At 65.2% G+C, this 26,041-nt stretch carries 23 protein-coding genes; 10 read left to right on the forward strand and 13 right to left on the reverse strand.

Annotated elements, in window-relative coordinates; translation table 11 throughout:
* Positions 1-280: 280 nt before the first annotated feature.
* From GH681_RS21180 to GH681_RS21190, 3 genes are all read right to left on the reverse strand, one after another.
* Positions 281-2,290, reverse strand: coding sequence for an ABC transporter ATP-binding protein (locus tag GH681_RS21180; protein WP_153163534.1), 2,010 nt, complete (start codon positions 2,288-2,290; stop codon positions 281-283).
* A gap of 105 nt (positions 2,291-2,395) precedes the next feature.
* Positions 2,396-2,875 (reverse strand): peptidylprolyl isomerase, encoded by a 480-nt coding sequence (locus GH681_RS21185; RefSeq protein WP_153163535.1) that lies wholly within the window; start codon positions 2,873-2,875, stop codon positions 2,396-2,398.
* A complete protein-coding gene (locus GH681_RS21190) occupies positions 2,841-3,428 on the reverse strand; it encodes a peroxiredoxin (protein WP_153163536.1) in 588 nt (195 codons plus the stop codon). Before GH681_RS21190 ends, GH681_RS21185 begins: the two co-directional genes overlap by 35 nt.
* 285 nt (positions 3,429-3,713) lie before the next feature.
* Between GH681_RS21190 and lexA the strand changes: the two genes are divergently transcribed.
* The 4 genes from lexA to GH681_RS21210 all read left to right on the forward strand — a co-directional run bounded on the left by lexA (position 3,714) and on the right by GH681_RS21210 (position 7,979).
* Positions 3,714-4,316, forward strand: a complete 603-nt coding sequence (gene lexA, locus GH681_RS21195) for a transcriptional repressor LexA (RefSeq protein WP_194271308.1) — start codon at positions 3,714-3,716, stop codon at positions 4,314-4,316.
* A gap of 111 nt (positions 4,317-4,427) precedes the next feature.
* Positions 4,428-5,180 carry a translesion DNA synthesis-associated protein ImuA gene (gene imuA / locus GH681_RS21200; RefSeq protein ID WP_153163537.1) on the forward strand — a complete coding sequence of 251 codons (753 nt, stop codon included), beginning with the start codon at positions 4,428-4,430 and terminating at the stop codon, positions 5,178-5,180.
* Positions 5,116-6,588 carry a DNA polymerase Y family protein gene (locus tag GH681_RS21205; RefSeq protein ID WP_153163538.1) on the forward strand — a complete coding sequence of 491 codons (1,473 nt, stop codon included), beginning with the start codon at positions 5,116-5,118 and terminating at the stop codon, positions 6,586-6,588. Before imuA ends, GH681_RS21205 begins: the two co-directional genes overlap by 65 nt.
* 35 nt (positions 6,589-6,623) lie before the next feature.
* On the forward strand, positions 6,624-7,979 hold the full coding sequence (locus tag GH681_RS21210) for an MATE family efflux transporter (RefSeq protein ID WP_153163539.1): 1,356 nt from the start codon (positions 6,624-6,626) through the stop codon (positions 7,977-7,979).
* Here the strand turns inward: GH681_RS21210 and GH681_RS21215 are convergent.
* Together GH681_RS21215 and GH681_RS21220 are read right to left on the reverse strand one after the other, a co-directional pair.
* Positions 7,976-9,742, reverse strand: coding sequence for a M61 family metallopeptidase (locus GH681_RS21215; RefSeq protein WP_153163540.1), 1,767 nt, complete (start codon positions 9,740-9,742; stop codon positions 7,976-7,978). The two genes, GH681_RS21210 and GH681_RS21215, sit on opposite strands and share 4 nt — an antisense overlap.
* Positions 9,743-10,182: 440 nt before the next feature.
* A complete protein-coding gene (locus GH681_RS21220; protein WP_153163541.1) occupies positions 10,183-11,109 on the reverse strand; it encodes a LysR family transcriptional regulator in 927 nt (308 codons plus the stop codon).
* 100 nt (positions 11,110-11,209) lie between these two features.
* Between GH681_RS21220 and GH681_RS21225 the strand changes: the two genes are divergently transcribed.
* Positions 11,210-11,986 (forward strand): ferredoxin--NADP reductase, encoded by a 777-nt coding sequence (locus GH681_RS21225; protein ID WP_153163542.1) that lies wholly within the window; start codon positions 11,210-11,212, stop codon positions 11,984-11,986.
* 49 nt (positions 11,987-12,035) lie between these two features.
* On the opposite strand, the gene GH681_RS21230 is transcribed toward GH681_RS21225, so the two are convergent.
* Together GH681_RS21230 and GH681_RS21235 are read right to left on the reverse strand one after the other, a co-directional pair.
* Entirely contained in the window at positions 12,036-13,076 is a 1,041-nt protein-coding gene (locus tag GH681_RS21230; RefSeq protein ID WP_228112017.1) for a PHB depolymerase family esterase, read from the reverse strand.
* The gene (locus GH681_RS21235; protein WP_153163543.1) at positions 13,076-13,480 is read right to left on the reverse strand and encodes an MAPEG family protein; all 405 of its coding nucleotides are present in this window, start codon (positions 13,478-13,480) and stop codon (positions 13,076-13,078) included. The genes GH681_RS21230 and GH681_RS21235 overlap by 1 nt, the downstream gene beginning before the upstream one ends.
* An 84-nt stretch (positions 13,481-13,564) precedes the next feature.
* On the opposite strand from GH681_RS21235, the gene GH681_RS21240 reads away from it, so the two are divergent.
* The 5 genes from GH681_RS21240 to ettA all read left to right on the forward strand — a co-directional run bounded on the left by GH681_RS21240 (position 13,565) and on the right by ettA (position 19,581).
* Positions 13,565-15,289, forward strand: a complete 1,725-nt coding sequence (locus GH681_RS21240) for an ABC transporter transmembrane domain-containing protein (protein WP_153163544.1) — start codon at positions 13,565-13,567, stop codon at positions 15,287-15,289.
* 110 nt (positions 15,290-15,399) lie between these two features.
* Positions 15,400-16,116 carry a long-chain N-acyl amino acid synthase gene (locus GH681_RS21245; RefSeq protein ID WP_228112018.1) on the forward strand — a complete coding sequence of 239 codons (717 nt, stop codon included), beginning with the start codon at positions 15,400-15,402 and terminating at the stop codon, positions 16,114-16,116.
* 102 nt (positions 16,117-16,218) lie between these two features.
* Positions 16,219-17,112: an amino acid ABC transporter substrate-binding protein gene (locus tag GH681_RS21250; protein ID WP_153163545.1), complete on the forward strand. Its 894-nt coding sequence runs from the start codon at positions 16,219-16,221 to the stop codon at positions 17,110-17,112.
* A gap of 3 nt (positions 17,113-17,115) precedes the next feature.
* Positions 17,116-17,568 carry a hypothetical protein gene (locus GH681_RS21255; protein ID WP_153163546.1) on the forward strand — a complete coding sequence of 151 codons (453 nt, stop codon included), beginning with the start codon at positions 17,116-17,118 and terminating at the stop codon, positions 17,566-17,568.
* 348 nt (positions 17,569-17,916) lie between these two features.
* Positions 17,917-19,581 (forward strand): energy-dependent translational throttle protein EttA, encoded by a 1,665-nt coding sequence (gene ettA / locus GH681_RS21260; RefSeq protein ID WP_153163547.1) that lies wholly within the window; start codon positions 17,917-17,919, stop codon positions 19,579-19,581.
* 100 nt (positions 19,582-19,681) lie between these two features.
* Here the strand turns inward: ettA and GH681_RS21265 are convergent, their stop codons facing one another.
* The 6 genes from GH681_RS21265 to GH681_RS21290 form a co-directional block, all read right to left on the reverse strand.
* Complete coding sequence (locus GH681_RS21265) at positions 19,682-21,880, reverse strand: MtrB/PioB family decaheme-associated outer membrane protein (protein WP_194271309.1); 2,199 nt, start codon at positions 21,878-21,880, stop codon at positions 19,682-19,684.
* Between the two features lie 19 nt (positions 21,881-21,899).
* A complete protein-coding gene (locus GH681_RS21270) occupies positions 21,900-22,889 on the reverse strand; it encodes a DmsE family decaheme c-type cytochrome (protein ID WP_153163549.1) in 990 nt (329 codons plus the stop codon).
* 64 nt (positions 22,890-22,953) lie between these two features.
* Positions 22,954-23,304 carry a c-type cytochrome gene (locus GH681_RS21275; protein ID WP_153163550.1) on the reverse strand — a complete coding sequence of 117 codons (351 nt, stop codon included), beginning with the start codon at positions 23,302-23,304 and terminating at the stop codon, positions 22,954-22,956.
* A gap of 44 nt (positions 23,305-23,348) precedes the next feature.
* A complete protein-coding gene (locus tag GH681_RS21280) occupies positions 23,349-23,963 on the reverse strand; it encodes a cytochrome b/b6 domain-containing protein (RefSeq protein ID WP_153163551.1) in 615 nt (204 codons plus the stop codon).
* Positions 23,956-24,927: a cytochrome c3 family protein gene (locus tag GH681_RS21285; protein ID WP_153163552.1), complete on the reverse strand. Its 972-nt coding sequence runs from the start codon at positions 24,925-24,927 to the stop codon at positions 23,956-23,958. The genes GH681_RS21280 and GH681_RS21285 overlap by 8 nt, the downstream gene beginning before the upstream one ends.
* A 154-nt stretch (positions 24,928-25,081) precedes the next feature.
* On the reverse strand, positions 25,082-26,041 hold a 960-nt coding region (locus GH681_RS21290; protein WP_228112019.1), incomplete at its 5' end, for an MOSC domain-containing protein.

Here is a 26,041-nt window from a genome sequence, read left to right on the forward strand (position 1 = left end):
AAAGAACCGCTGCGCGCTGCAGCGAAGAGGTGCGCATTATACAGAGCCTTTCAGCTCCGTCAAGCATTTCGCGAAATCTTTTTAAACTTCGCTGCAAACACCTGACTGCGCCAGAACAACCCAACACTTCCGGGCCATTCCCCTCAACACCGCGCTGAACAACTGCGCTGCGAAGAGGGCCGAATTATAAAGAACTATCAGAACTCGTCAAGAGGTTTGGCGAAATTAATTCAAACCAACGACACACGCGCAAACTTGCGTTGATGTCTGCACCTTGGCATCACCCATCTCTGGATACCAAGTGACAACGCACCACGCGGGTCGCCGAAACCGAAACTTCGTCCGGGTAGCTCGTTCGACATGCGTCGTTCGCAACAGCGCACCGGGGATGAAAGTGGCAACCCTTTGGCGGATTGAGCGGTGATGGCATGTCCCCCTTGGCGCCCGCCCGCTTGGAAAGCCCGGCAGTCTCAATCCTGGGCACGGCATCAAGGAGCATCCGGGTGTAAGGATGACGCGGATCGCGCAGCACCTCCTCGACACGCCCTCGCTCGACAATCCTGCCCAGGTACATCACCGCCACATGGTGGGCGAGGTAATCCACGACAGCCAGGTTGTGGGTGATGAACAGATACGACAGCCCATACTCGGCCTGCAGTTCACGCAGCAGGTTGAGGATCTGCGCCTGCACCGACACATCCAGGGCGCTCGTCGGTTCGTCGCAGACGATCAGCTTCGGCGACACCGCCAGCGCCCGGGCGATGGCGATGCGCTGACGCTGGCCGCCGGAGAACTCGTGGGGAAAACGATGGCGCATGGCCGAATCGAGCCCGACCCGACGCAACAGCCCGTCGATACGAGCAGACCGGGCCGACATATCAGGTTCGACGCCAAGCGCCAGCATCCCTTCTTCGAGAATCTCGCCCACGCGCATTCGCGGATTGAGCGACGCAAAAGGATCCTGGAAGATCATCTGCAGATCGCGCCGCAGTGGCTGCCACTGGCGCGGCGACAAGGCCAGAAGATCGTGCTCGCCATAATGGGCGCTGCCGCCGCTTGAAGGCACCAGCTTGAGCAGCGCCTTGCCGGCAGTGGTCTTGCCGCAACCGGATTCACCGACCAGCGCCAGCGTCTCTCCGGCGGGCACATCGAGCGAAACGCCGTCCACCGCCTTGACGTAACCCACCACGCGCCGGAACAACCCCTTCCGCACCGGGAAGTGAACCTGTAGCGCATCCACCTCGAGCGCCTTGCCCTCACTCGCGTGACGGGTGAGCACCGCATCGGGCTGACGGGGCGATTCCACCCAGCCCATCTTTTCGACCGGATCATATAGATGGCAGCGCACAGCCTGCTCACCCACGCCATGCATGGCGGGCGCCACGCGGCGACAACGTTCGTGGACCTGCGGGCAACGATCGGCAAAGCGGCAACCCGGGTGACGCTCGCCCAGTCGGGGAACCTGCCCGACCAGCGTCTCCAGCGCCCTGCCCCGCTGCTCCGACGTGGGGAGCGCGGCGAACAGCTTGCGTGAATAGGGGTGCAGCGGTTCGCTGAAGAAGACTTCGCGCGGACCCGTCTCGACGAGCTCGCCAGCGTACATCACGCCAACCCGATGGGCCATCCGCGAGACCACGCCCAGATCGTGGGTGATCAGCAGCATGCCCATGCCGCGGCTTGCCTGCAGCTCTGCCAGCAGATCGAGCACCTGGGCCTGGATCGTCACGTCGAGCGCGGTGGTCGGCTCGTCGGCGATCAGCACCTTTGGATCGCCGGCCAGGGCGATGGCGATCATCACCCGCTGCTTCATGCCGCCAGAGAGCTGGAACGGGTACTCCCCCAGACGACGCGCGGGATCGGGGATGCCGACGGCCGTGAGCAGCCGTTCGGCTTCATCCCAGGCCGGACGGCCATGCAGCCCCCGATGGCGGACGAGCACCTCGCCGATCTGGTCGCCGACGGTCATCACCGGATTGAGGCTGGTAGCCGGCTCCTGGAAGATCATGGCCAGCCGGTTGCCGCGCACATCGCGCATCTGCGTCTCGGGCATGGTGTGCAGGGCCTCGTCGCCCAGCACGATCGACCCGGCGGTGATCCGTCCGCCGGCGGGCAACAGCCCCATGCAGGCAAGCGCCGTCATCGACTTGCCGCAGCCCGATTCGCCCACCAGCGCCAGCGTGCGTCCCGCCGACACCTCGAAGCTGATGCCATCCACCGGACGCAGAGGTTTGTCCCTCGGCCCGAGTTCAACCCGTAACTGCTCGACCTTCAGCAAGCTTTGAGCTTCCATTTGGAGTCTGCACATCCCAAAGAAAACGGACCGCCAGGCGGTCCGCTCGAATCCATGAACCGGCTGAGAACCCGGGCACCTTCGCGCCCCTCAGCCGACATGAGATCAGTGGTGATGACCACCTTCGCCATGCACATGGCCGTGGCCGATTTCTTCGGCGCTGGCGGCGCGCACGCTCTTCACGGTGATGTCGAAGATCAGCGCGGTACCGGCAAGAGGATGGTTGCCATCGACAACCACCTTGCCGTCGGCGATGTCGGTGATGCGGTAGACCATTTCCTCGTCGTCGTTGTCGCCAACGCGCTCGAAAGACATGCCCACTTCGATGTTGTCCGGGAACAGGGAGGCGTCTTCCACCAGCACCAGCTCTTCGTCGAACTCGCCAAAGGCATCTTCCGGGGCCAGCTTGATGGTCAGCTTCTCGCCGACCTGCTTGCCGTGGAGCGCTTCCTCGATCACGGCGAAGATGCCGTCGTAACCGCCATGGAGGTACACCAGCGGGTGGTGACCGTCGTCGATCATGTTGCCATCCGGGTCCTTGACCGAGTAATCAAGCGTGACGACCGTGTTCTTGGCGATTTCCATTTACATTCCTTGAGTTGAGTTGCTTTACCAGCTGAAAGACTTCGGCCGCGTGGCCACGGGGATTCACATCGTGCAGCACATGGCGGAGCACGCCATCGCTGGAAATGATGAAGGTCGAACGACGCACGCTGCGTTTCATGACGCCATCCACCACCGCCGACTGCCACACACCGTAAAGCCTGCACACGTCGCCATCTTCGTCGGACAAAAGCTCGACCGACAGGCCGTGCTGGTCGCGAAAATCAGCGTGGGTGAGGCAGTCATCGGGGCTGATGCCGATCACGATACATTTTTCCTTCGCGAAATCGGCATCGTGATCACTGAAATCGATCGCCTGACGGGTGCAGCCGGGCGTGTTGTCACGGGGATAGAAATACAGCACAACGTGGTGGGTGCCCAGCACCGACGCCAGATCGAACATTTCCATGTCGGCATCGGGCAGGGAAAAGAGCGGTGCGGGCTGGCCTTCGGTCAGGCCTCCCGCTTCGGCGGGGGATTCTAACCGAGCCGCCTTGAGAACTCTACCCGAAGCGTGTTGAGGGCTGACAAGCATGAAAATCTCCTCTGGGGGCTGAGGGCCCGGCAAGCGGAGCCCTGCTGATTAGGCGATTCGGACACGTGCTGTTCTCTGTTCTTCTTGTCTTTGCTTATGATGCCTCGTCAGGCTATTGGCGCGCGACGGGCACCCTTGAATGAATAGTCCATTGGCGCCCCGGCCTCAAGCGCTTTGTCTTCAGATTTTGATGTTTATCACGAGCAGAGCCCCCCGGAAAGCCCATCTACAGCTTGTCATGCGCAAAACGCTGTATATAATTACATAAGACTTCAGGAGTATGCCGTGTCAGAACAACTCACCGCCCGTCAGCAGGAAATCCTTCAACTCATCCGCGATACCGTCGAGCACGAAGGTCGCCCCCCCACGCGGGCGGAAATCTGTACTGCGTTTGGCTTCAAATCCCCTAACGCCGCCGAAACCCATCTGCGCGCCCTCGCCAGCAAGGGCGTCATCTCGCTGGAAGAAGGCCGTGCCCGGGGCATCCGTCTCGTCGAATCCCTCGGCCTGCCCCTCGTCGGGCGGGTGGCTGCAGGCAGCCCCATTCTTGCCGCCGAGCACATCCAGCGCCGCTTCCATGTTGACCCCAACATGTTCTCGCCCCGGGCCGATTACCTGCTCCAGGTTCGCGGCCAGAGCATGCGCGACGCCGGCATCCTCGACGGCGATCTGCTCGCCGTCCATCGCACCACCGAAGCCCGGGACGGCCAGATCATCGTGGCCCGCATGGAAGACGACGTCACCGTGAAACGCCTGTCCCGCAAGGGGCCGATCGTCGAACTCCTGCCGGCCAACCCCGACTTTGAACCCATCATTGTCGACACCCGCAACGAGCCGCTGGAAATCGAAGGCCTCGCGGTCGGTCTGATCCGCAACGACAGCCTCTGATCCTCGTCAGCACAAACGGTCGCCCTGCCCTGCAATCGGCAGGCAACCGCGCTGCGGCACCTGGCGAGCAAGGCATGAAGCGTTCAATCACAGCCTAGTTCATTTATTGCCATGGCGCCTCCGGCTGTTTCTGTCCTTCGTTCCCCAGACGCGCTGCAGCATCTTGTGTGGCGTGGCGATCAAGTTGCCTCGGCAGCGCCCGGCATTGCCACCGGCCATGCCGCCCTGGATGCCGTACTGCCCGGCAAGGGCTGGCCGGTCGGCGCGCTCACCGAGATCCTCGTCCCCCATACCGGTGTCGGTGAGCTCGGACTGATCCTGCCCCTGCTCCAGCGGGTGCCCGAAAGGCGCTGGGCCGTCTGCATTGCGCCGCCAGGCCAGCTTTATGCGCCGGCCCTCTCTGGCGCGGGCATTCCCCTCGAGCGGCTGCTCCTCGTTGATGCCGAAAGCCCCGCCCATGCTCGCTGGGCGGCCCGCCAGTCGCTCAACTCCCATAGCTGCGCAGCCGTCGTGATGTGGCTGGCCGAGGCCGACAACGGCGCCCTTCGCCGACTTCAGCTGGCTGCTGAAGAAAGCGCCACGACACTCATCCTGATACGGCCTGCCACAGTGGCGGGCCAGCCATCGCCAGCAGTGCTGCGTCTTGCGCTTACGGCACGGGATGGCGGGGTGGACGTGCGCGTGCTCAAGCGCCGCGGCCCACAACTGGCCGGCCCGGTCGCCATTGATCTGCCCCGACTGCCCGTCACGCCGGCGCCATCGCCCCAATCCACCCAGCCTTCCGGTCATGCCGTCATCCATGCTCTGGTGCGCCCTCTACCTGCCCGATCTGCCCCTGCAGGTCTTCGCACGGGGGCAGGCTGAAGCTGGCCCGCTGGCGGTTCTCAGCCCCCGTCCGCGCCAGCGCGTACTGGCAGCAACGCCTGCCGCCCAGGCCTCCGGAATCGAAGCCGGGCTCAAGCGCGCCAGCGCCCTGGCGCTCCTGCCCAGCCTGACACTGATTGATCGGGATATCGCCCGGGAAACCGCCGCCCTTGCAGAGATCGCAGGCTGGGCCGGGCGCTTCACCTCGTCAGTCAGCCTTGATCCGCCCGCCACCCTGCAACTCGAGATCCGCGCCAGTCTGCGTCTCTTCGGCGGGCTCGACCCTGCCTGCGCAGCCATCACCGACGGTCTGACCGAGCTGGGCTTCACCGCCCGGCTCGCCGTAGCACCAACCCCGCTGGCTGCCCGCTGGCTGGCCCGCTGCGCCCCAGGCAGCCAGATCACCGACCCCGCAAAGTTGCCGGAAGCCCTCGACGCCCTGCCCCTCGGCATCCTGGCCGACGAGCCCGGCCTCGGCGCGGACACCCACGAACTCCTCGCCGGCATCGGCGCCCGCTGCCTGGGTGATGTCCGCCGACTGCCCCGCAGCGGACTCGCCCGGCGTCAGGCCCAGGCGATCACCGATCTGCTCGATCGCGCCTACGGCGCCACCCCCGACCCGCGCCGGTGGTATGTCGCACCGGAACACTACACCGCCAGCCTGCCCCTGCCGGCGCCCAGCGATCAGGTGGATACCCTGCTTTTCGCCGTGCGCCGTCTGCTCGGCGGGCTGGGCGGATGGCTGGACGGACGTCAGGCCGGGCTGGAGCGTTTCTCCCTGGTGCTGGAATTCGAAGCCCTCACCAGCGCCCATCGGGGCCTTGCGCGGGAAGCCCGGCTCGACATCGTGCTCGGCACCCTCACCCGCGACATGGCCCGCTGCCAGCTGCTGGCCCGGGAGCACCTGAGCCGCCAGGCCCTGCCCGCACCGGTAGACACCCTGCGCATCGAGGCCGACGCACCGCGCCCCATCGCCCCACCCCGCAGCGATCTGTTCGATGCCAAAGCCGGCGAAGACGGCGACCCCGACCTCCTCGTCGCGACCCTGCGCGCGCGCCTCGGCAACGACGCCGTGCGCTGCCTCGCCACCCACCCCGACCACCGGCCGGAACTCGCCTGGCGACGGGTCGATCCCCTCGCCCGGCCACGCGCAACCGCGGCTCCCGACGCCCTGCCTGCCGCACCGCGCCCCCTGTGGCTGCTGGCCGAGCCGCGCCCCATCCAACAGCCAGCGGCCGAGAACCTTCTCGCCGGCCCCGAACGCATCGAATCCGGCTGGTGGGATGGCGACGACGCCGAGATCGCCCGCGACTATTACGTAGCCCGCCGCCGCGACCGCAGCCTGGTGTGGGTCTTCCGGGATCGGCGGCCGCCCCACGGGTGGTTCCTGCACGGCTACTTCGCCTGAAACACCCCGCCCCACCGCGCTACACTACGCCGCCCATGAAATCCCCCGTCGCCCTCTTCCAGCGCATCGCCGCCCTCGCCTGGCCGGTGTTGATCGCCCAGCTCTCGTCGATGACCCAGATGGTCAGCGACACCGTACTCACGGGCCGCTACGGCACCACCGACCTCGCCGCCGTGGCGGTGGGCAGCGGCATCTACATTTCGGTGGTGATGCTGATGGTGGGCATTCTGCAGGCGGTGGCGCCCACCGTGGCCCACCATGTGGGCGCCGGTCGCAACGACGAGATCGGGCCCGCCGTGCAGCAAGGCTTCTGGCTGGCCCTGGCCCTGTCGGTGCCGGCGATGCTCTTCCTGCGCCACCCGGACTGGCTGATGCAGCTCGCCGACGTGAGCCCGGAGGTGGACACCCGCGCCCGGGATTACCTCGCCACCATTGCCTGGGGATTGCCGGCGGCTTTCCTGTACCGCACCTTTTACGCCTTCACCAACGCCCTCGGGCGCACCCGGGTGCTGATGTTCATCAGCCTCACCACCACGGCGGTGCACATTCCCCTGTCGTGGGCACTCATCAACGGCCACCTGGGCCTGCCAGCAATGGGTGGTGTCGGCTGCGCGGTGTCGAGCGCCTGCATCTGCTGGCTGGCCGTGGTCTCAGCGCTGATCCACGTCCAGCGCACGCCCGCCTATCAGCCCTACCACCTGTTCTCCCGCTGGCAACCGCCCCGGGCCGCCCAGCTTGGCGAGCTTCTGCGGCTGGGCCTGCCAATGGGCTTCTCGAGCTTTGTCGAGATCACCTCGTTCACGCTCATTGCTCTTCTGGTAGCCCGGCTGGGCGCCACGGTGGTGGCCGGTCACCGGATCGTCGGCAACCTGTCGGCGCTGATCTACATGCTGCCCCTGGCCATCGCCATCGCCACCCTGGTGCTGGTCGGCCAGGCGCTGGGCGGGCACGACGGCACCGGCGCACGGCGCGCCGCCCGGGCCGGCATCGTGTTCGCCACCGGGCTATCGACGCTGGTGAGCATTGGCGTGTGGTTCGTCCGCGAGCCCGTCATGGCCGCCTACACCACCGATCCGGCGGTGCGTGACCTCGCCGCCTCGCTGGTGATCTACATCTGCCTCTACCAGTTCTTCGACGCCATCCAGACCGTCGCGGCCCACGCCCTGCGCGGCTACAAGATCACCTTCGGGCCGATGCTGATCCACACCCTGTGTTTCTGGGGCATCGGCCTCGCCGGTGGCAACTGGCTGAGCTTCCACGGGCTGGGCAGCCTTTTGCCGCCCCAGGGCGTGGCGGGCTTCTGGCAAGCGGCGGTGCTCAGCACCGTGGCGGCGTCGGTGCTGTTCGGGTTCTACCTGCACTACGCGTCGCAGGGCGCAACGCAAGATTAGCCTGCGAGCCACCCTTCCCGCAGGGCCATCACCGATGCCGGCGCGTCGTCGGCCAGAACCAGCTTCGCCACATCGGCCGGTGCGGCGCGCAATTCCACATCAAAGCGCATCAGCTCGTCCCGGCGGAAGACGTGGATCTCCACCCGCTCGCCGGCCATGCGCCGGGCCAGCAGCTTGTCGAAATTACCAGACGTCACCTTCAGCCCATCCAGCGCCACCAGCACGTCGCCCGCCGACAGCCCCGCGCCTTGGGCCGGACCACCGTCGAACACGTTGGCGATCTTCAGCGCGTCGCCATCCGCGGTGGTACGCACACCGATGCCCGGCGCCTCGCTGGGCGCCTCCCAGGCCAGATCAACACCAACGCGCTTGAGCCACGCCTCCAGCGGCAGCTCGCCGGTGCCGTCGACGATCTCCCGCAGCCAGTCGCCCAACGCCGCACCGCCCAGCTCGGCGGCCAGGGCGCACAGCCCGTCTTCGGCCACACCCACGCCCGTCTGGCCGTGGCGCTGCCACAGGGCCCGCATCAGGTCGTCGAGGCTCGTGCGGCCCTGGCTGTCGGTCCTCAGGTTGAGATCCAGCAGCAGGCCCACCAGCGCGCCCTTGGTGTAATAGCTCACGATGGCGTTCGGGCTGTTCTCGTCCTGGCGGTAATACTTGGTCCACGCCTCGAAGGACGACTCGGCCACGCTCTGCTTGCGCCGGCCGCTACCCTTGTGCACCTGGCTGATGGTCTTGCCCAGCAGGGTGAGGTAATCCGCCCGAGTGATGCGTCCGGTGCGCACCAGCATCAGGTCGTCGTAGTAAGACGTGAAACCCTCGAAGGCCCACAGCAGCCGCGTGTAGTTCTCACGCGAAAGATCGTAGGGCACGAAGGCCGCGGGTTTGATGCGCTTCACGTTCCAGGTGTGGAAATACTCGTGGCTGCACAAGCCGAGGAACTGGCGATAGCCTTCCGTCGGCGCTTCCATGCCCGCGTGGGGCAGATCGGCCCGGCTGCACAGCAGCGCGGTGGACGCCCGGTGCTCGAGGCCGCCATAGCCGTCCCCCACCGCCATCACCAGAAAGACGTAACGGTCCATCGGCGCCGGCTCGCCAAACAGCCGGATCTGGGCCTCGCACACCGGCTTCAGGTCGTCCACCAGGCGCGTGAGGTCGCAATCGTGGCGGCCGGTGATCGCCACCGCGTGAGGCACACCGCAGGCGTTGAACTCCGCCAGCGAGAAGGTGCCCATCTCCACCGGATGGTCGATCAGCGCGTCGTAGCTTTCGGCCTGATAGCGGCCAAAGCCATAGCGCTCGGCGCCGGCCTCGGGCAGGCTGGTGGCAACGCGCCAGCCGGCATTTTCAAGGCCGACAGGCGGCAGGATATCCACCTGATGGGCCGCATTCTCGAAACCATGGGCGCACAAGAACACGCTGGTGCCGTTGAAGAAGCCGTGGGTCTGATCCAGATGCGCCGTGCGCACCGACAGATCCCACGCATACACGGTGTAACGCAGCGTCACCGGGCCCGTCACGCCGGCGGGCAGGCGCCAGGTGTGCTTGTCGGGCCGCGTCACCACGAGCGGCGTGTCGCCGCGCTGGGCAGTCAGGCTGACGATGTTCTTCGCGAACTCCCGGATCATGTAGCTGCCGGGAATCCACGCCGGCAGGCTGAACACCTGCCCGGCAGGGTCTGGCGCGTCGAGGTGCAGCGTGACTTCAAACAGATGGGCGGCCGGCTGGACAGCCTGGATCGTGTAGCGGACGGCGGAATTCATCGGGGCGCTTCATGCAGATTTGTCGGAAGGCGCAGATTCTACCCGCCACCGCCACACCCGGCCCGACGATGGCTGCCTAAAATTTAGGCAATGGAACAATTCCCTTTCGGCAGAAGGTGTTGCCGCCCGCCCCCACAGTTTGTCCACACCCTTGCCCACGTCCGCTGGGGAAAACTACCCACTAAATCGACCTCAAAACACCCTGCACCAAATTGAGGCAGTGACCCTTTATCCTTTTCGATCATTAACTTGCTGCACTGCCGCACAGCTTATCCACAGCTTGTCCCCGGATTTTTGTGAATAGATTGAAACTATCCAAAATCCGGTTTGAACAGAATTGACCTATTTTTAAGCAAGCGTAAAAAACCCTTTTGTGTCCGGCAGATGACAGCGGCCCCCACAGTTTGTCCACAGCCTTGCCCACGCCTGTTGTGGGTTATTCAGGGGATGAAAGGGAGCTGGATCAGGTCACTGCGGGTGACGCCGGCGGTCATCTGCCGGCACAGGGCGATGAACTCGCTCATTCCGGCTGTCACATACTTGCGCTGATGGATGACGAACTGGAACTGCCGGCGCAGATCCAGCTCCGGCGTATCCAGGGGCACCAGGCTGCCCCGGCGGAAGGCCTCCCGCAGCGCCAGCCGCGAGATGCAGCCGATCCCCAGCCCGCTCTCCACCGCCCGTTTGATGGCCTCGGTGTGTTCCAGTTCGAGCCGCACCTTGAGCGGGCCGCCCACGTGACGCAGGGCCTGGTCGAAGGTCTCGCGGGTGCCCGAGCCCACTTCGCGCAGAATCAGATCCTGGGTCAGCAACTCATCCACGCCCACCTTCCCGGGCCGGGCGAGCGGATGCCCCGGCGCGCAGAACACCACCAGCTCGTCATCCACCCAGGGCTCGACGATCAGGTCGGGATGCCGGCAGCTGCCTTCGATCAGCCCCAGGTCGAGCTCGTAGTGGGCAACCTGATGGATGATCGTCGCCGAGTTATGCACCGACAGCTTCACCCGCGCGCTCGGGTGCCGGCGCAGGAAGTCCGCGGCGATCAGCGTGGCGAGGTAATTGCCGATGGTGAGCGTGGCGCCGATCTGGATCGGCCCGAAATCCATCTTGCGGGCCAGCAGGGTTTCGATCTCGGCGGCGTGGCCGATGAGCTGCGCCGCGTGGGGCAGCAGCGTCTTGCCCAGCTCGTTGAGGCGCAGGGCCTTGCCGATGCGGTCAAAGAGCTGGGTGTCGAACTGGCGCTCCAGCTCGCCCAGCGCCGTGCTGGTGGCCGACTGGGACAGGGCGAGCTCGTCCGCGGCGCGAGAGACGCTCTGGTGCCGGGCGACGGCCACGAATATTTCCAGCTGGCGTAGGGTGTACTTCATATATCTATAAAATCGAATAAATATATCAATACAAACCATTTTACAGATTTACGCCAACAACTAGAATTGCTGCATCACAACATCCGTTTCAGACGCAATCATGAGCAAGCTGAGCACCCAAACCGTCCTCGAAGTCCGTCACTGGAACGAATCCCTGTTCAGCTTCAAGGTCACCCGCGACACTGGCCTGCGCTTCGAGAACGGCCAGTTCGTGATGATCGGCCTGGAGGTGGACGGCCGCCCCCTCACCCGCGCCTACAGCATCGCAAGCCCCAACTACGAAGAGCACCTGGAGTTCTTCAGCATCAAGGTGCCCAACGGCCCGCTCACCTCGCGCCTGCAGCACCTGCAGCCGGGCGATCCGATCGTGGTGAGCAAGAAGCCCACCGGCACCCTGGTGCTCCACGATCTGCTGCCCGGCCGGAACCTGTACCTGTTCTCGACCGGCACCGGCCTCGCCCCGTTCATGAGCGTGATCCAGGACCCGGAAACCTACGAGCGCTTCGAGAAGGTCGTGCTGCTCCACGGCGTACGCTACGTCTCCGAGCTGGCCTACAGCGAGTTCATCGAGCAGGAACTGCCCCAGAACGAATTCTTTGGCGAGGAAGTGCGCCAGAAGCTGGTGTATTACCCCACCGTGACCCGCGAGGAATTCCGCAACCAGGGCCGTGTCACCGAGGTCATCGAAACCGGCAAGCTGTTCGAAGACACCGGCCTTCCCCCCATCGATCCGGCCCTCGACCGCGCCATGATCTGCGGCAGCCCGGCCATGCTCGACGATTGCTGCAAGATGCTAGACGCCCGCGGCTTCAAGATCTCGCCGCACATCGGCGCGCCGGCCGACTACGTCATCGAACGGGCCTTCGTCGAGAAGTGAGCCTTCCGGCCCGCCCACAAAAAATCCGGCCTCGGCCGGATTTTTTCGTTCACCGTGCTGGCGCGTCGGCCAGCCTGGAAATCATCTTGCGCACCGCCACCATCTGCGGCCCGTTGCGGGTGGCGTAATCCACCGCGCTGTAGCCCCACCAGTCCCAGCAGCCCTTCGGGTTGTACACCCAGCGCATTGATCCCGACGCCCAGCCGCTCCGGGCCACCACCTGCGGATAGAGGATCACCAGCCGGTTCGATTCGGCCCAGGCGTTGTAGCCGGCCCCTTCGGCAAAGCGCCGGCCCAGCGCATCCACGCCCTGCCGGCAGCCATGAAACGCCACATGCACCCGGCAGCCGCCCGCGCGGCAGGCGGCCGGCACATACGCGAAGCCCTCGTCCGCCATGCTGATATCGATGGGTGCGCCGCCGATGAAGGGCCGCTGGTCAAAGCTGACGAGGTTGCCGGGCTCCGGCACCACCTTCGGGTTGAGCCCGCCGAGCAGGAAACCAAGGAGCTCGCCGGGCGCATCAAAATCGCCACAGCGGTTGATGAAGGGTGGTTCGGAGGTATCGCAGGCGTTGGCCTTGCCATCGGCCACCGAGATCATCGCGTGCCCCGCACCGGGCAGCGTCACCAGCCGCGTGGAGGCGGCCGGCACCCACTGCTGGTAGAAGCCCATCAGCGCATCGACCACCGGGCGTTCGACGGTGTGGTCGGCGCTGCCGGTGAGCACCCACACCTTGTCGTCGGCCAGCGCCGAGGGCGGGTCGATGAGATCGAGCCGGGCGCGGGATTCGATCCGCGGCTTGATGTCGGCGGGCTTGGGCGGCGGCATCCAGCGGTTGGGCGCCATGCACGCGGTCATGGCCCGGATGACACTGCCGTCGGCGCAGTCGTACGGCCCGGCGGCGAGGATGCCGACCCCCCGCACGAGCTTCGAGTACGCCACCTGAAACTGCCCCGCCATGTAGCCGCCGGACGAGATCCCCGAGACGGTCACCGCCGATCCGTCCGCCCGCAGTGCCGGCAAGGGTGGCGCGGCCAGCGCGCCGGAGGCAGCCAGCGCAGCGGCCAGCATCACAGACATCCGCTTCATCATTTCACCCCCGCCAGTTGCGCGATCACCCCGCCAGCGGCGAGAAGCCCCAGCCCCCCGAAGGCCAGCGCCGCCACGGTAAAGCCCTTCGCCCGCAGCCCGGGCGCCTTCGCGTAGCCCACGGCGTACCACACGCGGCCCACGAGCCACACGCCACCCAGCGCTGCAGCGGTAGCGTCGCTCACGTAGGCGGCGCAGATCCACAGGCACGGCAAGGTCATCGCCGCCCATTCGAGGGTGTTCATCTGCACGCGGTAGAGCCGCTCGAAAACCGGATGCCCGGTGACGGCCGGCGCGGCCACGCCATAACGGTGGCGCCCCTTGCCCACGGCAAAGCAGGTGCCGAACATCAGCAAGGCGATCAACAGCGTGACCCCGGCGGTAAGCGGTGAAGAAGACAGCATAGATTCAGGATTCCGGAAGACGAGCGCCATAGCTTACCGTCCCTCCGTCATACTGCGCATTACTGTTTGTTCCGCCGCGCTTTCATGTTCCGCATTCTCGTCCAGCTGCTTTCCCCTTATCGTCGTCGTGTCTTCATCGCCGCCATCGCCCTGGTGATCGCCGCCGGCACCATGCTGGCCGTCGGCCAGGGCCTGCGGGCGGTGATCGACAAGGGCTTCTCGGCGGGCGACCCAGCCTGGCTCGACCGCACCCTCGCCACCATGGGTGGACTGATCGTGCTCCTCGCTGGCGCCACCTATCTGCGCTTCTACAACGTGTCGTGGCTGGGCGAGCGGGTCACGGCCGACATCCGCCGGCGGATCTTCGATCATCTGCTCACCCTGCCACCGGCGTGGTTCGAGGCCGGGCGCACCGGCGAGGTGATCTCGCGTCTCACCGCCGACACTACCCAGCTCGAAAACGTCATCGGCTCCAGCCTCTCCATTGCGCTACGCAACGCGCTGCTGCTCATCGGCGGGCTGGTGATGCTGTTCACCACCAGCCTCAAACTCAGTTTGCTCACCGTGGGCGGAGTGCCGCTGGTGGTGGTGCCGATCATCCTGTACGGCCGGCGGGTGCGCAGCCTGGCCCGCGAGAGCCAGGATCGCGTGGCCGAGCTGGGCAACCGCATCGACGAAACCATCCACGAGATCCGCATCGTCCAGGCCTATGGCCACGAGGACGCCGACCGCCGCGACTTTGGCCGGCTGGTGGAATCCAGCTTCGACACCGCCCGCGACCGCGTCGCCAACCGGGCCCGGCTGGTGGCCGCGGTGATGCTGCTGGTGTTCGGCGCGGTGGCCTTCATCCTGTGGGTAGGCGGCCACGACGTGCTGGCGGGCCGGCTCTCGGCGGGCGAGCTGTCGGCCTTCGTGTTCTATGCGGCGCTGGTGGCCGGCAGCGTCGGCGCGCTGTCAGAGGTATGGGGCGACCTGCAGCGAGCCTCCGGCGCCACCGAGCGGCTGATGGACATTCTGGGCGCCACGCCCGCGATCCTCGCCCCGGTCCGGCCCCAGCCCCTGCCCGAGCCATCCCGGGGGGATCTGGCCTTCGAGCGCGTCCGCTTCTTCTACCCCAGCCGGCCCGACACCCCGGCGCTGGACGACTTCACCCTCACCATCGCACCGGGCGAGACGGTCGCCCTGGTCGGCCCGTCCGGCTCCGGCAAGAGCACCGTCTTTCAGCTGCTGCTGCGCTTCTACGATCCCCAGGCCGGCCGGGTGGTCCTGGACGGCGTCGATCTCACCGCCGCCGACCCACTCGCCATCCGCCAACGCATCGCGCTGGTGCCCCAGGATGCGGTGATCTTCGCCACCAGCGTGGCCGACAACGTGCGCTACGCGCGCCCCGACGCCAGCCTCGACGAGGTGCGCGCCGCCTGCGCCGCGGCCTTCGCCGACGAGTTCATCACCCGCCTGCCCGAAGGCTACGACACCGATCTGGGAGAACGCGGCGTGCGCCTTTCTGGCGGCCAGCGCCAGCGCATCGCGATCGCCCGGGCGATCCTCGCCGACCGACCGGTGCTGCTCCTCGACGAAGCCACCTCGGCCCTCGACGCCGAGAGCGAGCGGGTGGTCCAGACCGCCCTCGACGGCCTGATGCGCCGCCGCACCACGCTCGTCATCGCCCACCGGCTGGCCACCGTCCAGAAGGCCGACCGGATCATCGTGCTCGACGGAGGGCGCATCGTCCAGCAAGGCAGCCACGCCGAGCTTGTTGCCCAGGATGGGCTTTACGCACGACTCGCCCAGCTGCAGTTCGTCGCATGACTGCGCCGAGAACTAGTTCCTCAGTGCGCGCACATTCAGCGGGGTAGTCGTCATACTTTAAAATTCGTGTGAGATATTTCGCACATGGCTTCACGGATGTGGAAGGCATCATGCATCCGATGAACACCAGCGTCCGCGCGTCCCCTTTTCGTCCAGACGAAGTCGAATTTCCCGAGTTCGGCACCAACCGGACGACCACCTACACGGTCGAGTGCGCGGACCCGCATCGGCACGATCACGCGGTACGGCTGCTGATCGAACGCATGTATGAGTGGCGCGGCCTCGCGCCCGTCGACACCGACCTCCACGCCACCCGCCCCGACCGCATCACCCTGGTGGCATCCGACGAACACGAGATCTTCGGCACCGTCACCCTGGGCCTGGATGGCCGCGACGGCATCCTCGCCGACGCGCTCTACCCCGAAGAACTCGATCACCTGCGCAGCCGCGGCGCCCGCCTGTGCGAGCTCACCCGGCTGGCGATGGACACCCACCACAACGCCAAGGAAGTGCTGGGCGCCCTGCTCCATCTGGTCTACATCCACGGCCGCCTGATCCACGGGGTCACCGACGTGGTCATCGAAGTCCATCCCCGCCACGCCGGGTTCTACCAGCGCATGATCGGCTTCAGCTACATCGGTGAAGAACGCATCTGCCCACGGGTCAACGCCCCGGCGGTCCTGCTCCACCTGGAGCTCGCCCACATGGACGAGCAGATCGCCCTGTACGGCGGCACCGGCGACCCCGGTGTGCGCACGCTCTACCCCTACTTCCTCTCGCCGGAAGAGCAGGACCGCATCTTCCTCAGCCTCAGTTCGGCCCACTAATCAGCGGCACGCCCCCGCCAGACGTCCAGCCCGGACGACTATGACAGTCCCATTTGACGATAGAATGCCAGTGCCCCTACTCGTCCTGTGGAGACTTCCCCCATGCGTCGCGCTGCCTCCTGTTTCCGTCTTGCTCCCACCCTTGCCCTAATCGGCGGCCTGTTCCTCTCCGGCATCGCGCCCGGCGCCTCGGCGCAAAGCCCCGAACTCACCGGCACCCTCAAGAAGATCCGCGACACCGGCGTGATCGCCCTCGGGCACCGTGCCGAATCCGCCCCCTTCTCCTTCATCAATGCGGAAGGCCGGCCCGACGGCTACTCGGTCGACCTGTGCCTGCGCGTCGCCGACAGCATCAAGGAAACCCTCCAGCTGCCCAGGCTGCAGGTGAAGTGGGTGCCCGTCACCTCCGCCGACCGCATCGATCAGGTAACCAGCGGCAAGGTCGATCTCGAGTGCGGCACCACCAGCGCCACCCTGTCCCGCCAGGCATCCGTTGATTTCTCCAACCTGATCTTCGTGGATGGCACCGGCCTGCTGGTCCGCAACGACCGCAACGTACGCCGCATCGCCGACCTGGCCAACGGCACGGTGGCCGTCACCGCGGGCACCACCACCGAGGCCGCCCTCCGCCAGGCCTTCGCCCAGCGCGCCATCACCGCCACCGTGGTCACCGTCAAGAACGAACTCGAAGGTCTGGCCGCTGTCGAGGCCGGCCATTTCGACGCCTACGCCAACGACCGCCTGATCCTCATCGGCGTCGCCCGCAAGGCCAGGGATCTCAACGCCCTGTCGCTGGTGGACGAAGACGCCTCCATGGAACCCTACGCGCTGATGATGCGCCACGACCCGAGCTTCCGCCTCGCCGTCAACCGCTCGCTTTCGGCGCTCTACCGCTCCCCTGGCATCGGCGAGATCTACGACCGCTGGTTTGGCGGCTTCGGCCAGCCCGGCCCGCTGCTGGCGGCCATGTACTACCTCAACGCCACGCCGGAATAAGTCATGCCGATCTCGTCCAAGCTTTCGCGCCGCCTTGGCGCACGCGTCTCGGCGGCCTTCCTTGCCCTTTCGCTCACTGCCTGCGCCACCACCGGGGAGCAGGCCGCCACTGCGCCGGCCCCGTCCGGCAACGGCGTGGTGATGAGCATTGCCGAATCCGAGGTGGGCAGCACCACCGGCCGCGTCGTTGGCGCCATTGGCGGCGCGGTGATCGGCTCCATGCTCGGCAGCAAGATTGGCGCTGGCTCGGGCCGCACGGCCGCGTCCCTGGCGGCCAGCATCGGCGGCTCGATGGCCGGCAGCGCCCTTGGCTCCCGGGCCCTTGCCGATCATTACTGGGATGTCTCCGTCCGCTTCGCAGATGGTGTCGACCGCGAAGTGCGTGTCAAGGACCGACCCAACTACGGCCCGGGCGACAAGGTCAGCGTGCACGACGGCCGGATCATCCGGCGCTGAGCCTCCTCCCGCCAGGCATCGCGGTCAGTGACGACGATGCCTGGCGGTTGGGGCTCGATTCCCATCCAACGAGTCCGCAGCACGCACGCCATCGCCCGATGTGCTAATGTCGCCGCCCGCTGGCATGCCCCAAGGCCGTTGCCCTGCCGCGCGACACCCTCCCCGCACCAGCCCCGATCAGCGGATCAACCGGCTCCGTGTTGATCGCCTTCGATGACGCGCGGCGCAAGTGTTGGGATAATGCCGCCACCGCGAGATTTTCACCGGATCGCCCCGTGCTTCCGCCTTGAGCGAAACGACGGCGGGCCTTCCCCGAATCCACCCCAATCAATCAGAAAGGCACACACCTTGGCTCAATACGTCATGTCCATGCTGCGCGTCAGCAAGATCGTCCCGCCCAAGCGGCAGATCATCAAGGACATTTCCCTGTCGTTCTTCCCCGGCGCCAAGATCGGCCTGCTCGGCCTGAACGGCGCGGGCAAATCCACCGTGCTCAAGATCATGGCCGGTGTCGAGAAGGAATACGACGGCGAAGTCCAGTGGCAGCCCAACATGTCCATCGGCTACCTGCCCCAGGAGCCCCAGCTCGATCCGGACAAGACCGTCCGCGAAGAGGTCGAATCCGGCCTCGGCGAGGTGATGGAAGCCAAGCAGAAGCTCGAAGAGGTCTACGCCGCCTACGCCGAGCCCGACGCCGATTTCGACAAGCTGGCCGAGCTCCAGGCCAAGTACGAGAACATCATCGCCACCAGCGGTGCCGACGTGGAAACCCAGCTCGAGATCGCCGCCGACGCCCTGCGCCTGCCGCCCTGGGACGCCAGGATTGGCCCGCTCTCCGGCGGTGAGAAGCGCCGCGTGGCCCTGTGCAAGCTGCTGCTGTCGCGCCCCGACATGCTGCTGCTCGACGAACCCACCAACCACCTCGACGCCGAATCCGTCGAGTGGCTCGAACAGTTCCTGTGCCGCTTCCCGGGCACCGTGGTGGCCGTCACCCACGACCGCTACTTCCTCGACAACGCCGCCGAGTGGATTCTCGAACTCGACCGCGGCCACGGCATCCCCTGGAAGGGCAACTACTCCAGCTGGCTCGAGCAAAAAGAGCAGCGCCTGGAGACGGAGTCCAAGCAGGAAGGCGCCCGCATGAAGGCGATGAAGCAGGAGCTCGAATGGGTGCGTTCCAACCCCAAGGCGCGCCAGGCCAAGAGCAAGGCCCGTCTCGCGCGCTACGAGGAAATGTCCAGCGTCGAATACCAGAAGCGCAACGAAACCCAGGAAATCTTCATTCCGGTGGGCGAGCGTCTGGGCGACAAGGTCATCGAATTCACCGACGTGTCCAAAGGCTTTGGCGACAAGCTGCTGATGGACAAGGTGAACTTCAGCATTCCGCCGGGCGCCATCGTCGGCATCATCGGCCCCAACGGCGCCGGTAAATCGACCCTGTTCAAGATGATCACCGGCCAGGACAAACCCGACACCGGCGAAGTGGTGATCGGCCCCACGGTCAAGATCGCCTACGTCGATCAATCCCGCGACTGCCTCGACGGCACCAAGACGGTGTTCGACGAGCTCGCCGGCGGCGCCGACATCCTCACCATCGGCAAGTTCGAAATGCCCAGCCGGGCCTACATTGGCCGCTTCAACTTCAAGGGCGGCGACCAGCAGAAGCTCGTGGGCAACCTCTCGGGTGGCGAGCGCGGCCGACTGCACCTGGCCAAGACCCTGATGGCCGGCGGCAACGTGCTGCTCCTTGATGAACCGTCGAACGACTTGGACGTGGAAACCCTCCGCGCCCTGGAAGATGCGCTGCTGGAATTCGCCGGCTGCGCGCTGATCATCTCCCACGACCGCTGGTTCCTCGACCGGATCTGCACCCACATCCTGGCCGCCGAAGGCGATTCCCAGTGGACCTTCTTCGCCGGCAACTACCAGGAATACGAAGAAGACAAGCGCAAGCGTCTGGGCGAAGAAGGCGCCAAGCCCAAGCGTATCCGCTACAAGCCGATCGCCCGCTGAGCGGCGGCGGCTTTACGGTGGCTGCCCCGCGCCGCCATCCACCTCAAAGAAGAAACGCCCCCTTTCGGGGGCGTTTCTTCGTCTGGGACAGCCTGAGCAGTTACGGCAAGGCGACGATGTAGGTCGCGCCGAGGTAGCTCACGCTCTGCTTCGGATTGAGATAGACGGTCGTGTTGTCGGAATACACGAAGGGCGTGCCGTTGTAGCCCCAGGTCCACTCGTTGAGCTTGGTGCGCTGGTGGATGAAATCCACACGCACGGCCGAGTTTTTCTCGATCGCATACTTGCCGAACATCCGCGCCGTGAATTGACGGAAGGTCACGTCGGGCAAGCCGCCGGAGGTGGCGAGCAGCGTTTTGCTGGCGGCCGAGGCGCTGGCGTCGAGATCCTGCTGGTACTTGTCCTTGTCGGCACTCAGGAGCAGATCGCCGCCTACGGTCAGACGTCCGCTGGGCTTGCCGTTGATGCCGAGGCCGAAGGTCTCGGTGCGGTTGCGCAGCGCCGCCATATAGCCGGTGGAGTGGTCGATGTGCGTGGTCTGGTCGCCGCGAGACCAGAAGCCGGTGAGCCGCCAGTCGTCGCTGAGCGCATACACGGCGTCGATGCCGTAGAAGCCCATGTAGCTCGCGCGCAGGCCCTTGGTCGTCGGCGCCGAGAACTTGTCCTCACCCCATTCGGCCATGAACTGCAGCGTGAGCCGCTCGGTGGCCGACCAGTCGGCCGACGCCTTGACCTTCTCGCGGTTGCGATCGACCATCGTCATCGGGAAGATCGCCGTGCGGTTGTAGATCGCCCCGTCGCTGGTGGGCGTGACGCCCAGGCCGGTATTGGGCTTGAGCCAGGTCCCGCCGGAGCGGTCGCTGTTCTGGTAGGCCACGGCACCGCTGAGGGTCTCGGTCATCGCGCGACGCAGCTCGAGGCGATAACCGGCTTCTTCGGTCTTCTGGCGCAGGCCGCTGATGCCGCCGACCGAATTCGTCGGCACGAACATGCCCCGATCGACAGACTCGTAATCGGCGCCCACGGTGCCACGGAAGCCCGCCGGCAGCTGGTAGCTGGCCTCGGCCTTGCCCACCAGGCGCTTCGGCGAGTAGTTGCCGTTGGTGAAGGCCTTGGTGCCTTCGAGGTTGTAGTACTCGATGGGCGTCTTGTCGTTGCGGTCTTCGTAGCGCACGTTGGCCAGCAGCGACAGCTTGGGGATCGGCCGCGACGTGATGCCGGCCTGATACAGCGCGCTGTCCACCTCGCCGCCCAGGTTGCTGCGACCGGCGGGCGCGCCGGTGAAGGCGCCAAAGCTGTCGGTCTGGGTCGCGTGGGTGAAGGCGTACTTGAAGTTGGCCTTGGTCGTCGGCGTGAAGGCGTAGTTGCCACTCAGGTAGATCTGGTGCGCCTGGTTGTCGGGCGGCAGTGCCATCGGCAGCTGCAGGATGCTGCGCAGTTGCGGCGTGAGCGCCGGCGACATGGGATCACCCACCGGGTTGCCCAGGTTGCCATTGACGGTGGCCCCCATCGAGGTGAACTGGTTGTTGTAGAACGAGCCGTAGTAGCCGCCCGACAGGAACAGTTTCTCGGTGGAGAAGTTGAGGCGTGCCTCGAACTGCTGCGTGGTCGAGTTGATCGGCTCGGGCAGCATCAGCAGCGCCCACTGGGTGCCGGACGCCGGGCAGGTGGGCGACGGCGCCGCGCCCGAGGTGCACTGGAAACCGTTGCCGAACAGGCGAGCGCCGTTCTTGTCCTCGTTGCGGAAGCTGGCCTCGAACTGCAACGAATTGCTGAGCCACTTCTCGACGCCTACCGTGAAGATCTTGCGCTTCAGGTCGAGGTTGAGGTCGTCGCCCGAGCCCGGCGTGGCCAGCCGGGTCACCGACAGCGCATTGCTGCCGGTGCCGGTCACACCGGTATTGATGGTGCGCGGGTCGTGGCGGACCATCTCGTTGTAGTCGAAGCTGTACTTCCAGTCGCCCTGCTTCTGCTGGCCAAAGCGGATCTCGCGGGTGTCGAGGCCCAGGTCACGGCCCTGGAAGGTGGTCCAGGTGCCGGTGGCCGCGTCGCGTTTGATGACGTCGATATCGAGCAGGAGGTAGGTGTCGTCACGGCGCAGGCCGGAGTACTGGCCGAACCAGCTGCGTTCGCTGTTGGTGCCGGTCAGGCCGGCCGCGCCGACCGAGACGCTGCTGTCGGGCCGGATCAGGGCGGCGATCTCGTCGTCCGCGGCATGGACGGCGCTGCCAAAGGCGGCAAGCAGGGCCAGCGCAACGATCTTGAGGCTGAAACCCGGATGTGTATTCGCGGTTCTCATGATGTTCTCCAACGTGATCTCAGCGCAAGTTGAACTGCGGAGTCGGATTGGTTGCGCTGGGGTTGTTGCTGCCATGAATCTGGGTGTGGCAGTTCAGGCAACCGCGCGCCTGCGTGTAGTTGATGCCGGACTTGCCGCTGGAAGTGGCGGTCGGCTGGAGCGGCAGCTGGCCGCGCAACTGGGCAAGCTGGCCACCGTGCGGGGTATGGCACTGGTGACACAGGAAAGGCGGGCGCGACTTCAGCATGCTCTCGGCGACGGTGCCGTGGGGGTTGTGGCAGTTGCCGCAATCCTCATTCACGGGCTCGTGGCTATGCACGAAGGGGCCGCGCTTTTCCATGTGGCAGGTGTAGCAGGTGTCGACGACGCTATCGCGCTTGACGAGCTTGGGCCCGATGGAGCCGTGGGCATTGTGGCAGTCGGAACACGCCACCTTGCCTTCGAGCACCGGGTGGTGCGACGGCTTGCTGACCTGGACCCGCTGTTCCTTGTGGCAGGTGAAGCACACCTCAGGCTGGGTGCGCTTGTCGGCCACCTTGTCCTTGGCGGTGTGAAGCTGGTGGCAGGAGGTACAGGCCACGTCGGCGCGCTCGTGGGCGCTGCCTTCCCAGTGGGAGCGCTTCGAATCCTTGCGGTGACAGGAGATGCAGGATTCGTTGCGGGCCGCCACCGGCGTCTTGCTGCTCTTGGCAAAGCTGCGGTCGGTGGGCGGACGCTCCTTCAGCTTGGCCGGATTGTTGGTGTGGAGATCGCTCTCGCCGTGACAGTTGGTGCAGCTCGGCGCGCGCCCGTCGGCAACGGTGCCGTGCTTGGTCTTGCCGATATGCAGGAGCTTCGGTTCGTCCGATTCATCATGGCACGACGTGCACTTGGCGTCGCCCTTCAGAACCAGATCCTTGGCCGGAGCCTTGGTCGCTGCCGGTGCAGCATCGGCGGCCACGGCACCCGTGGCTCCGGCCAGCGCCCCGAGCAGCACGCACGAGGCAAACAACTGTCGCAAGAACTTCATTTTTGATCTCCCTGATACTGCTGTTGCGTGAAAGGGCGCGAGCAAGCACGCCCTTCCCTAACACCTACTTGCCGAGGGACAGGATCCAGTCGGTCAGATTCTTGATTTCGGCCTTGTCCTTGGTCTTGAGGACCTTGTGCTCTTCCTCCTTGCCGTCCTCGAACTTGACCATCTCAGCCGAGGTGAGGTGATGGAGCAGCTTGGCTTCGGCGTCGGACTTGCCCTTAAGCGACTTGGAAATCTCGGTGAGGGACTTGGCTTCCTTCTTCTTGTCGACGGCGTGGCACTTGGTACAGCCTTCTTTCTTGGCCAGCGCCTGGGCGGTATCGGCATCGAATGCGAGGGCATCGGCGGACAGGAACAGGCCTGCCGCGCAGAGGCCGGAGAGCGAGGCGGCAAAGGTGCGGAACTTCATCTTGGTTTCTCCTTGGGGATGACTTGTTGGTTTGTTCGGGAAGCTCAATGCTCGTACCAGCCCGTGATCATCATCTTGAACAGGCTGGACACCTTCGGCCCCATGGTGCCCAGGTAGATGTGGCTCACCATGAAAAGCAGGATGACCGCCGCCCCGAGGTAATGCAGCAAGGCAATGGGGAGCAGGCCATCGAGACCGAAGAGGGTGTCGGGCGCAAACTGGGGATACAGGAACACCAACCCCGTCGCGATCACCATCGGCAGCACCAGATACATGATCGACCAATAGGTGATCGCCTGAAGCGCGTTGAAATTGACCTCCGGCGTGGGCGGGAAAGGCTCCGGCTCGCCCTTGAAGATGCCGCCGCCGTAATACTTCATCTGGCTGATGCAGCGCCCGATGATGCCGGGGGGCTTGGGCACGTACTGCCACCAGTTGCCGGTGACGATGTTGCCGATCACGAACACCACCCACAGCACCGCCAGGCACACGCCGGCCACGTTGTGGATGCGCGCGGCCAGCGAGAACTCCACCAGCGGCAGGTTGGGATCGGAGAAGTGCAGGCTGATGCCGGTGATCGACAGCACGATGATCGCCAGCGCGTTGCTCCAGTGCCACAACCGGATCCACAAGGGCAGCATGAAAACGCGATTAGTCATGGTTCTTCCTCCGGCGCAGGCTGTTCATCAGGGCGCGCACGATGCCGTGACCGATCACGCCCACCACCGTGGCTGCGAAGAGGCCGATCAGGATCATGTCAAGGGTGGGATTGCGCGTCGCACCCACCACGTAGGAATTGCTCAGGATCACGCTATTGAGGAAGCCGTACTTGTGCTGCTCTTCCTTCGCCAGGTGCCGGTAGAGGCGCGCATTCAGCGAGCTGTTGGCGCTGTGGCAGGTGGCGCACTTCTTCTCCGCCTTCTCCTTGTTCTGGATCTCGTGGGACAGGGACAGCTTGTCCTCGGTGGGCGAGTGGCATTCGATGCAGCGCACGGCCTTCCAGTGCAGGCGCGTGTTGGGCAGCCAGCTGTGGATGTCGTCGATGGCCGGACGCTTCTTCTTCTCGGGCGCCATCTTGGCGAAGGCGATGTCGGAATCGTGGCAGTCGAGGCAGATCTTGTTGTCCTGGGCCACGATCTTGTGGGGATCACGCAGGTTGGCCGCCAGGGTCATCACGTGAGGGTCGTGACAGGTGGCGCAGGTGAATTTGTCGCTGAGGTTCTCGGCGTGCACCGACTTGTCGAACTGGCGTTCGATGCGCATGGCCTTGCGGGCATGGCAGTCCTGGCACTCGGCCAGATCTTCCCTCGCCTTGGGGGCGTGGGGGTGGTCGTCGTAACCGTCGCCGTGGCACTTGGAACAGGCCATCTGGCCGTGGTCGGATGTGGTGTAGGTACCCAGGTCGACCAGATGGTTGCGGAGCTTCTTGAGATCCAGCCCTTCCTTGGGCGGCTTCTTGAGCCCCGCTTCGGAGTGACAGGTCAGACATGCGTCATTGGCCGCACGGATCTTGACCAGTTCTTCGGGTGTCGGGGGGGAATCTTCGGCGAAGGCGGCCGGTGCTGCGAGAAAAGCCAGCAACACCGCCGCACTCCATAGTTTTTTCTTGAGCTTGCCGAACACGTCGACTCCTTAAGCAACGAACCCGGCGAATTATCTGCTTACATTTTTTAGGCAATAACTTTCAAAACCCAAAACTCACGGTCTATTGACGAAGATCAAGTATCAGCGCCACTTTTGAGCAATTTGTTGCACTGCCGCAACGGTATTTTGTGCTTTATTCGAGAATGCTTATAGACATTCCGGGCACCAATTCGCCGCTATTTTCGGCGATCACGTTCTGGCCGAAAATCACCCCCGCCGGCGTTCTGCGGTAGGTGGCCAGGGTGCGCAGCGGCTCCTGATTCAGGCTCTTGCTGCCGGTCTCCGGGTCCACCGTGGTGAACACACAACGCTCGCAGGGCTTCTCGATCCGGAACACCACTTCGCCGATGCGGATGCGCTTCCACCCGTCCTCGGCAAATGGCTCGGCACCTGACACCACCAGGTTAGGCCGGAAGCGCGACATGGACACCGGCTTTCCGATGCGCGCCGACAGATCGTCGAGGGACGACTGGCCGATCAGCAGAAGCGGATAGCCATCTGCAAACGACAGGGGCACGGCCGGGTCCACCTTCACGCGGCGAGCCGTCTCGGCGCCGGTCCACAAGAACCGCACCGGCGAGCCGAGAAACGCCGACAGCCACGCGTCCGCTTCGCCCGAACCCTGCCAGCCCGGAAACCGGTCGCCCCACACGGTGCTCTCGATCGCCACCTCAAATGCGCTGTTGGGCACGAACAGATTGGCCCGCCCCGGCGCCGATAGCGTCACCCCTTCAATCGACGGCTCGGCGCCGACCAGCACCAGCTCGGGATAGGTACGGCCGGTCACGAATTTTCCGTTCGGATCGGCAACCATCCAGCTGCGATCAAAGGGCAGCCCCTGCGGGCCGACAGGGCTGGCATCAAGCCGTTGCCCCCGCATCGACTTGACGGGATAGCGGTAAAGGGCGGACAGGACGGGGGATGTGCTCATGGGCGAAACCTCGGCGGACTGCAGCGGATCGGGATGAAGGGGTCGTCTCAGAAAACGGAAAATAAAGCACGTTAAGCCGGGTGAAGTGGCCGTAGCGGCCTGAATTTTCCTGCGCCGACCTTGGTACTGCAGCGCCACAGGTAATCGCCGGTCAGGTTGATG

The organism is Zoogloea sp. 1C4 (genome assembly GCF_009469605.1).
Lineage (GTDB): Bacteria > Pseudomonadota > Gammaproteobacteria > Burkholderiales > Rhodocyclaceae > Zoogloea > Zoogloea oryzae.

What these genes read in the sequence shown, in the direction of transcription:
- GH681_RS21235 (WP_153163543.1), bottom strand. Translation starts at nt 13,480, where the DNA reads ATGCTGTCTTCTTCACCGCTTACCGCCGGGGTCACGCTGTTGATCGCC.
- GH681_RS21275 (WP_153163550.1), bottom strand. Translation starts at nt 23,304, where the DNA reads ATGAAGTTCCGCACCTTTGCCGCCTCGCTCTCCGGCCTCTGCGCGGCA.
- GH681_RS21245 (WP_228112018.1), top strand. Translation starts at nt 15,400, where the DNA reads ATGCATCCGATGAACACCAGCGTCCGCGCGTCCCCTTTTCGTCCAGAC.
- GH681_RS21210 (WP_153163539.1), top strand. Translation starts at nt 6,624, where the DNA reads ATGAAATCCCCCGTCGCCCTCTTCCAGCGCATCGCCGCCCTCGCCTGG.
- GH681_RS21225 (WP_153163542.1), top strand. Translation starts at nt 11,210, where the DNA reads ATGAGCAAGCTGAGCACCCAAACCGTCCTCGAAGTCCGTCACTGGAAC.
- GH681_RS21270 (WP_153163549.1), bottom strand. Translation starts at nt 22,889, where the DNA reads ATGAAGTTCTTGCGACAGTTGTTTGCCTCGTGCGTGCTGCTCGGGGCG.
- GH681_RS21250 (WP_153163545.1), top strand. Translation starts at nt 16,219, where the DNA reads ATGCGTCGCGCTGCCTCCTGTTTCCGTCTTGCTCCCACCCTTGCCCTA.
- GH681_RS21180 (WP_153163534.1), bottom strand. Translation starts at nt 2,290, where the DNA reads ATGGAAGCTCAAAGCTTGCTGAAGGTCGAGCAGTTACGGGTTGAACTC.
- GH681_RS21215 (WP_153163540.1), bottom strand. Translation starts at nt 9,742, where the DNA reads ATGAATTCCGCCGTCCGCTACACGATCCAGGCTGTCCAGCCGGCCGCC.
- GH681_RS21205 (WP_153163538.1), top strand. Translation starts at nt 5,116, where the DNA reads ATGCTCTGGTGCGCCCTCTACCTGCCCGATCTGCCCCTGCAGGTCTTC.
- GH681_RS21190 (WP_153163536.1), bottom strand. Translation starts at nt 3,428, where the DNA reads ATGCTTGTCAGCCCTCAACACGCTTCGGGTAGAGTTCTCAAGGCGGCT.
- GH681_RS21220 (WP_153163541.1), bottom strand. Translation starts at nt 11,109, where the DNA reads ATGAAGTACACCCTACGCCAGCTGGAAATATTCGTGGCCGTCGCCCGG.
- imuA (WP_153163537.1), top strand. Translation starts at nt 4,428, where the DNA reads ATGGCGCCTCCGGCTGTTTCTGTCCTTCGTTCCCCAGACGCGCTGCAG.
- GH681_RS21185 (WP_153163535.1), bottom strand. Translation starts at nt 2,875, where the DNA reads ATGGAAATCGCCAAGAACACGGTCGTCACGCTTGATTACTCGGTCAAG.
- GH681_RS21265 (WP_194271309.1), bottom strand. Translation starts at nt 21,880, where the DNA reads ATGAGAACCGCGAATACACATCCGGGTTTCAGCCTCAAGATCGTTGCG.
- GH681_RS21230 (WP_228112017.1), bottom strand. Translation starts at nt 13,076, where the DNA reads ATGAAGCGGATGTCTGTGATGCTGGCCGCTGCGCTGGCTGCCTCCGGC.
- GH681_RS21280 (WP_153163551.1), bottom strand. Translation starts at nt 23,963, where the DNA reads ATGACTAATCGCGTTTTCATGCTGCCCTTGTGGATCCGGTTGTGGCAC.
- GH681_RS21240 (WP_153163544.1), top strand. Translation starts at nt 13,565, where the DNA reads ATGTTCCGCATTCTCGTCCAGCTGCTTTCCCCTTATCGTCGTCGTGTC.
- GH681_RS21255 (WP_153163546.1), top strand. Translation starts at nt 17,116, where the DNA reads ATGCCGATCTCGTCCAAGCTTTCGCGCCGCCTTGGCGCACGCGTCTCG.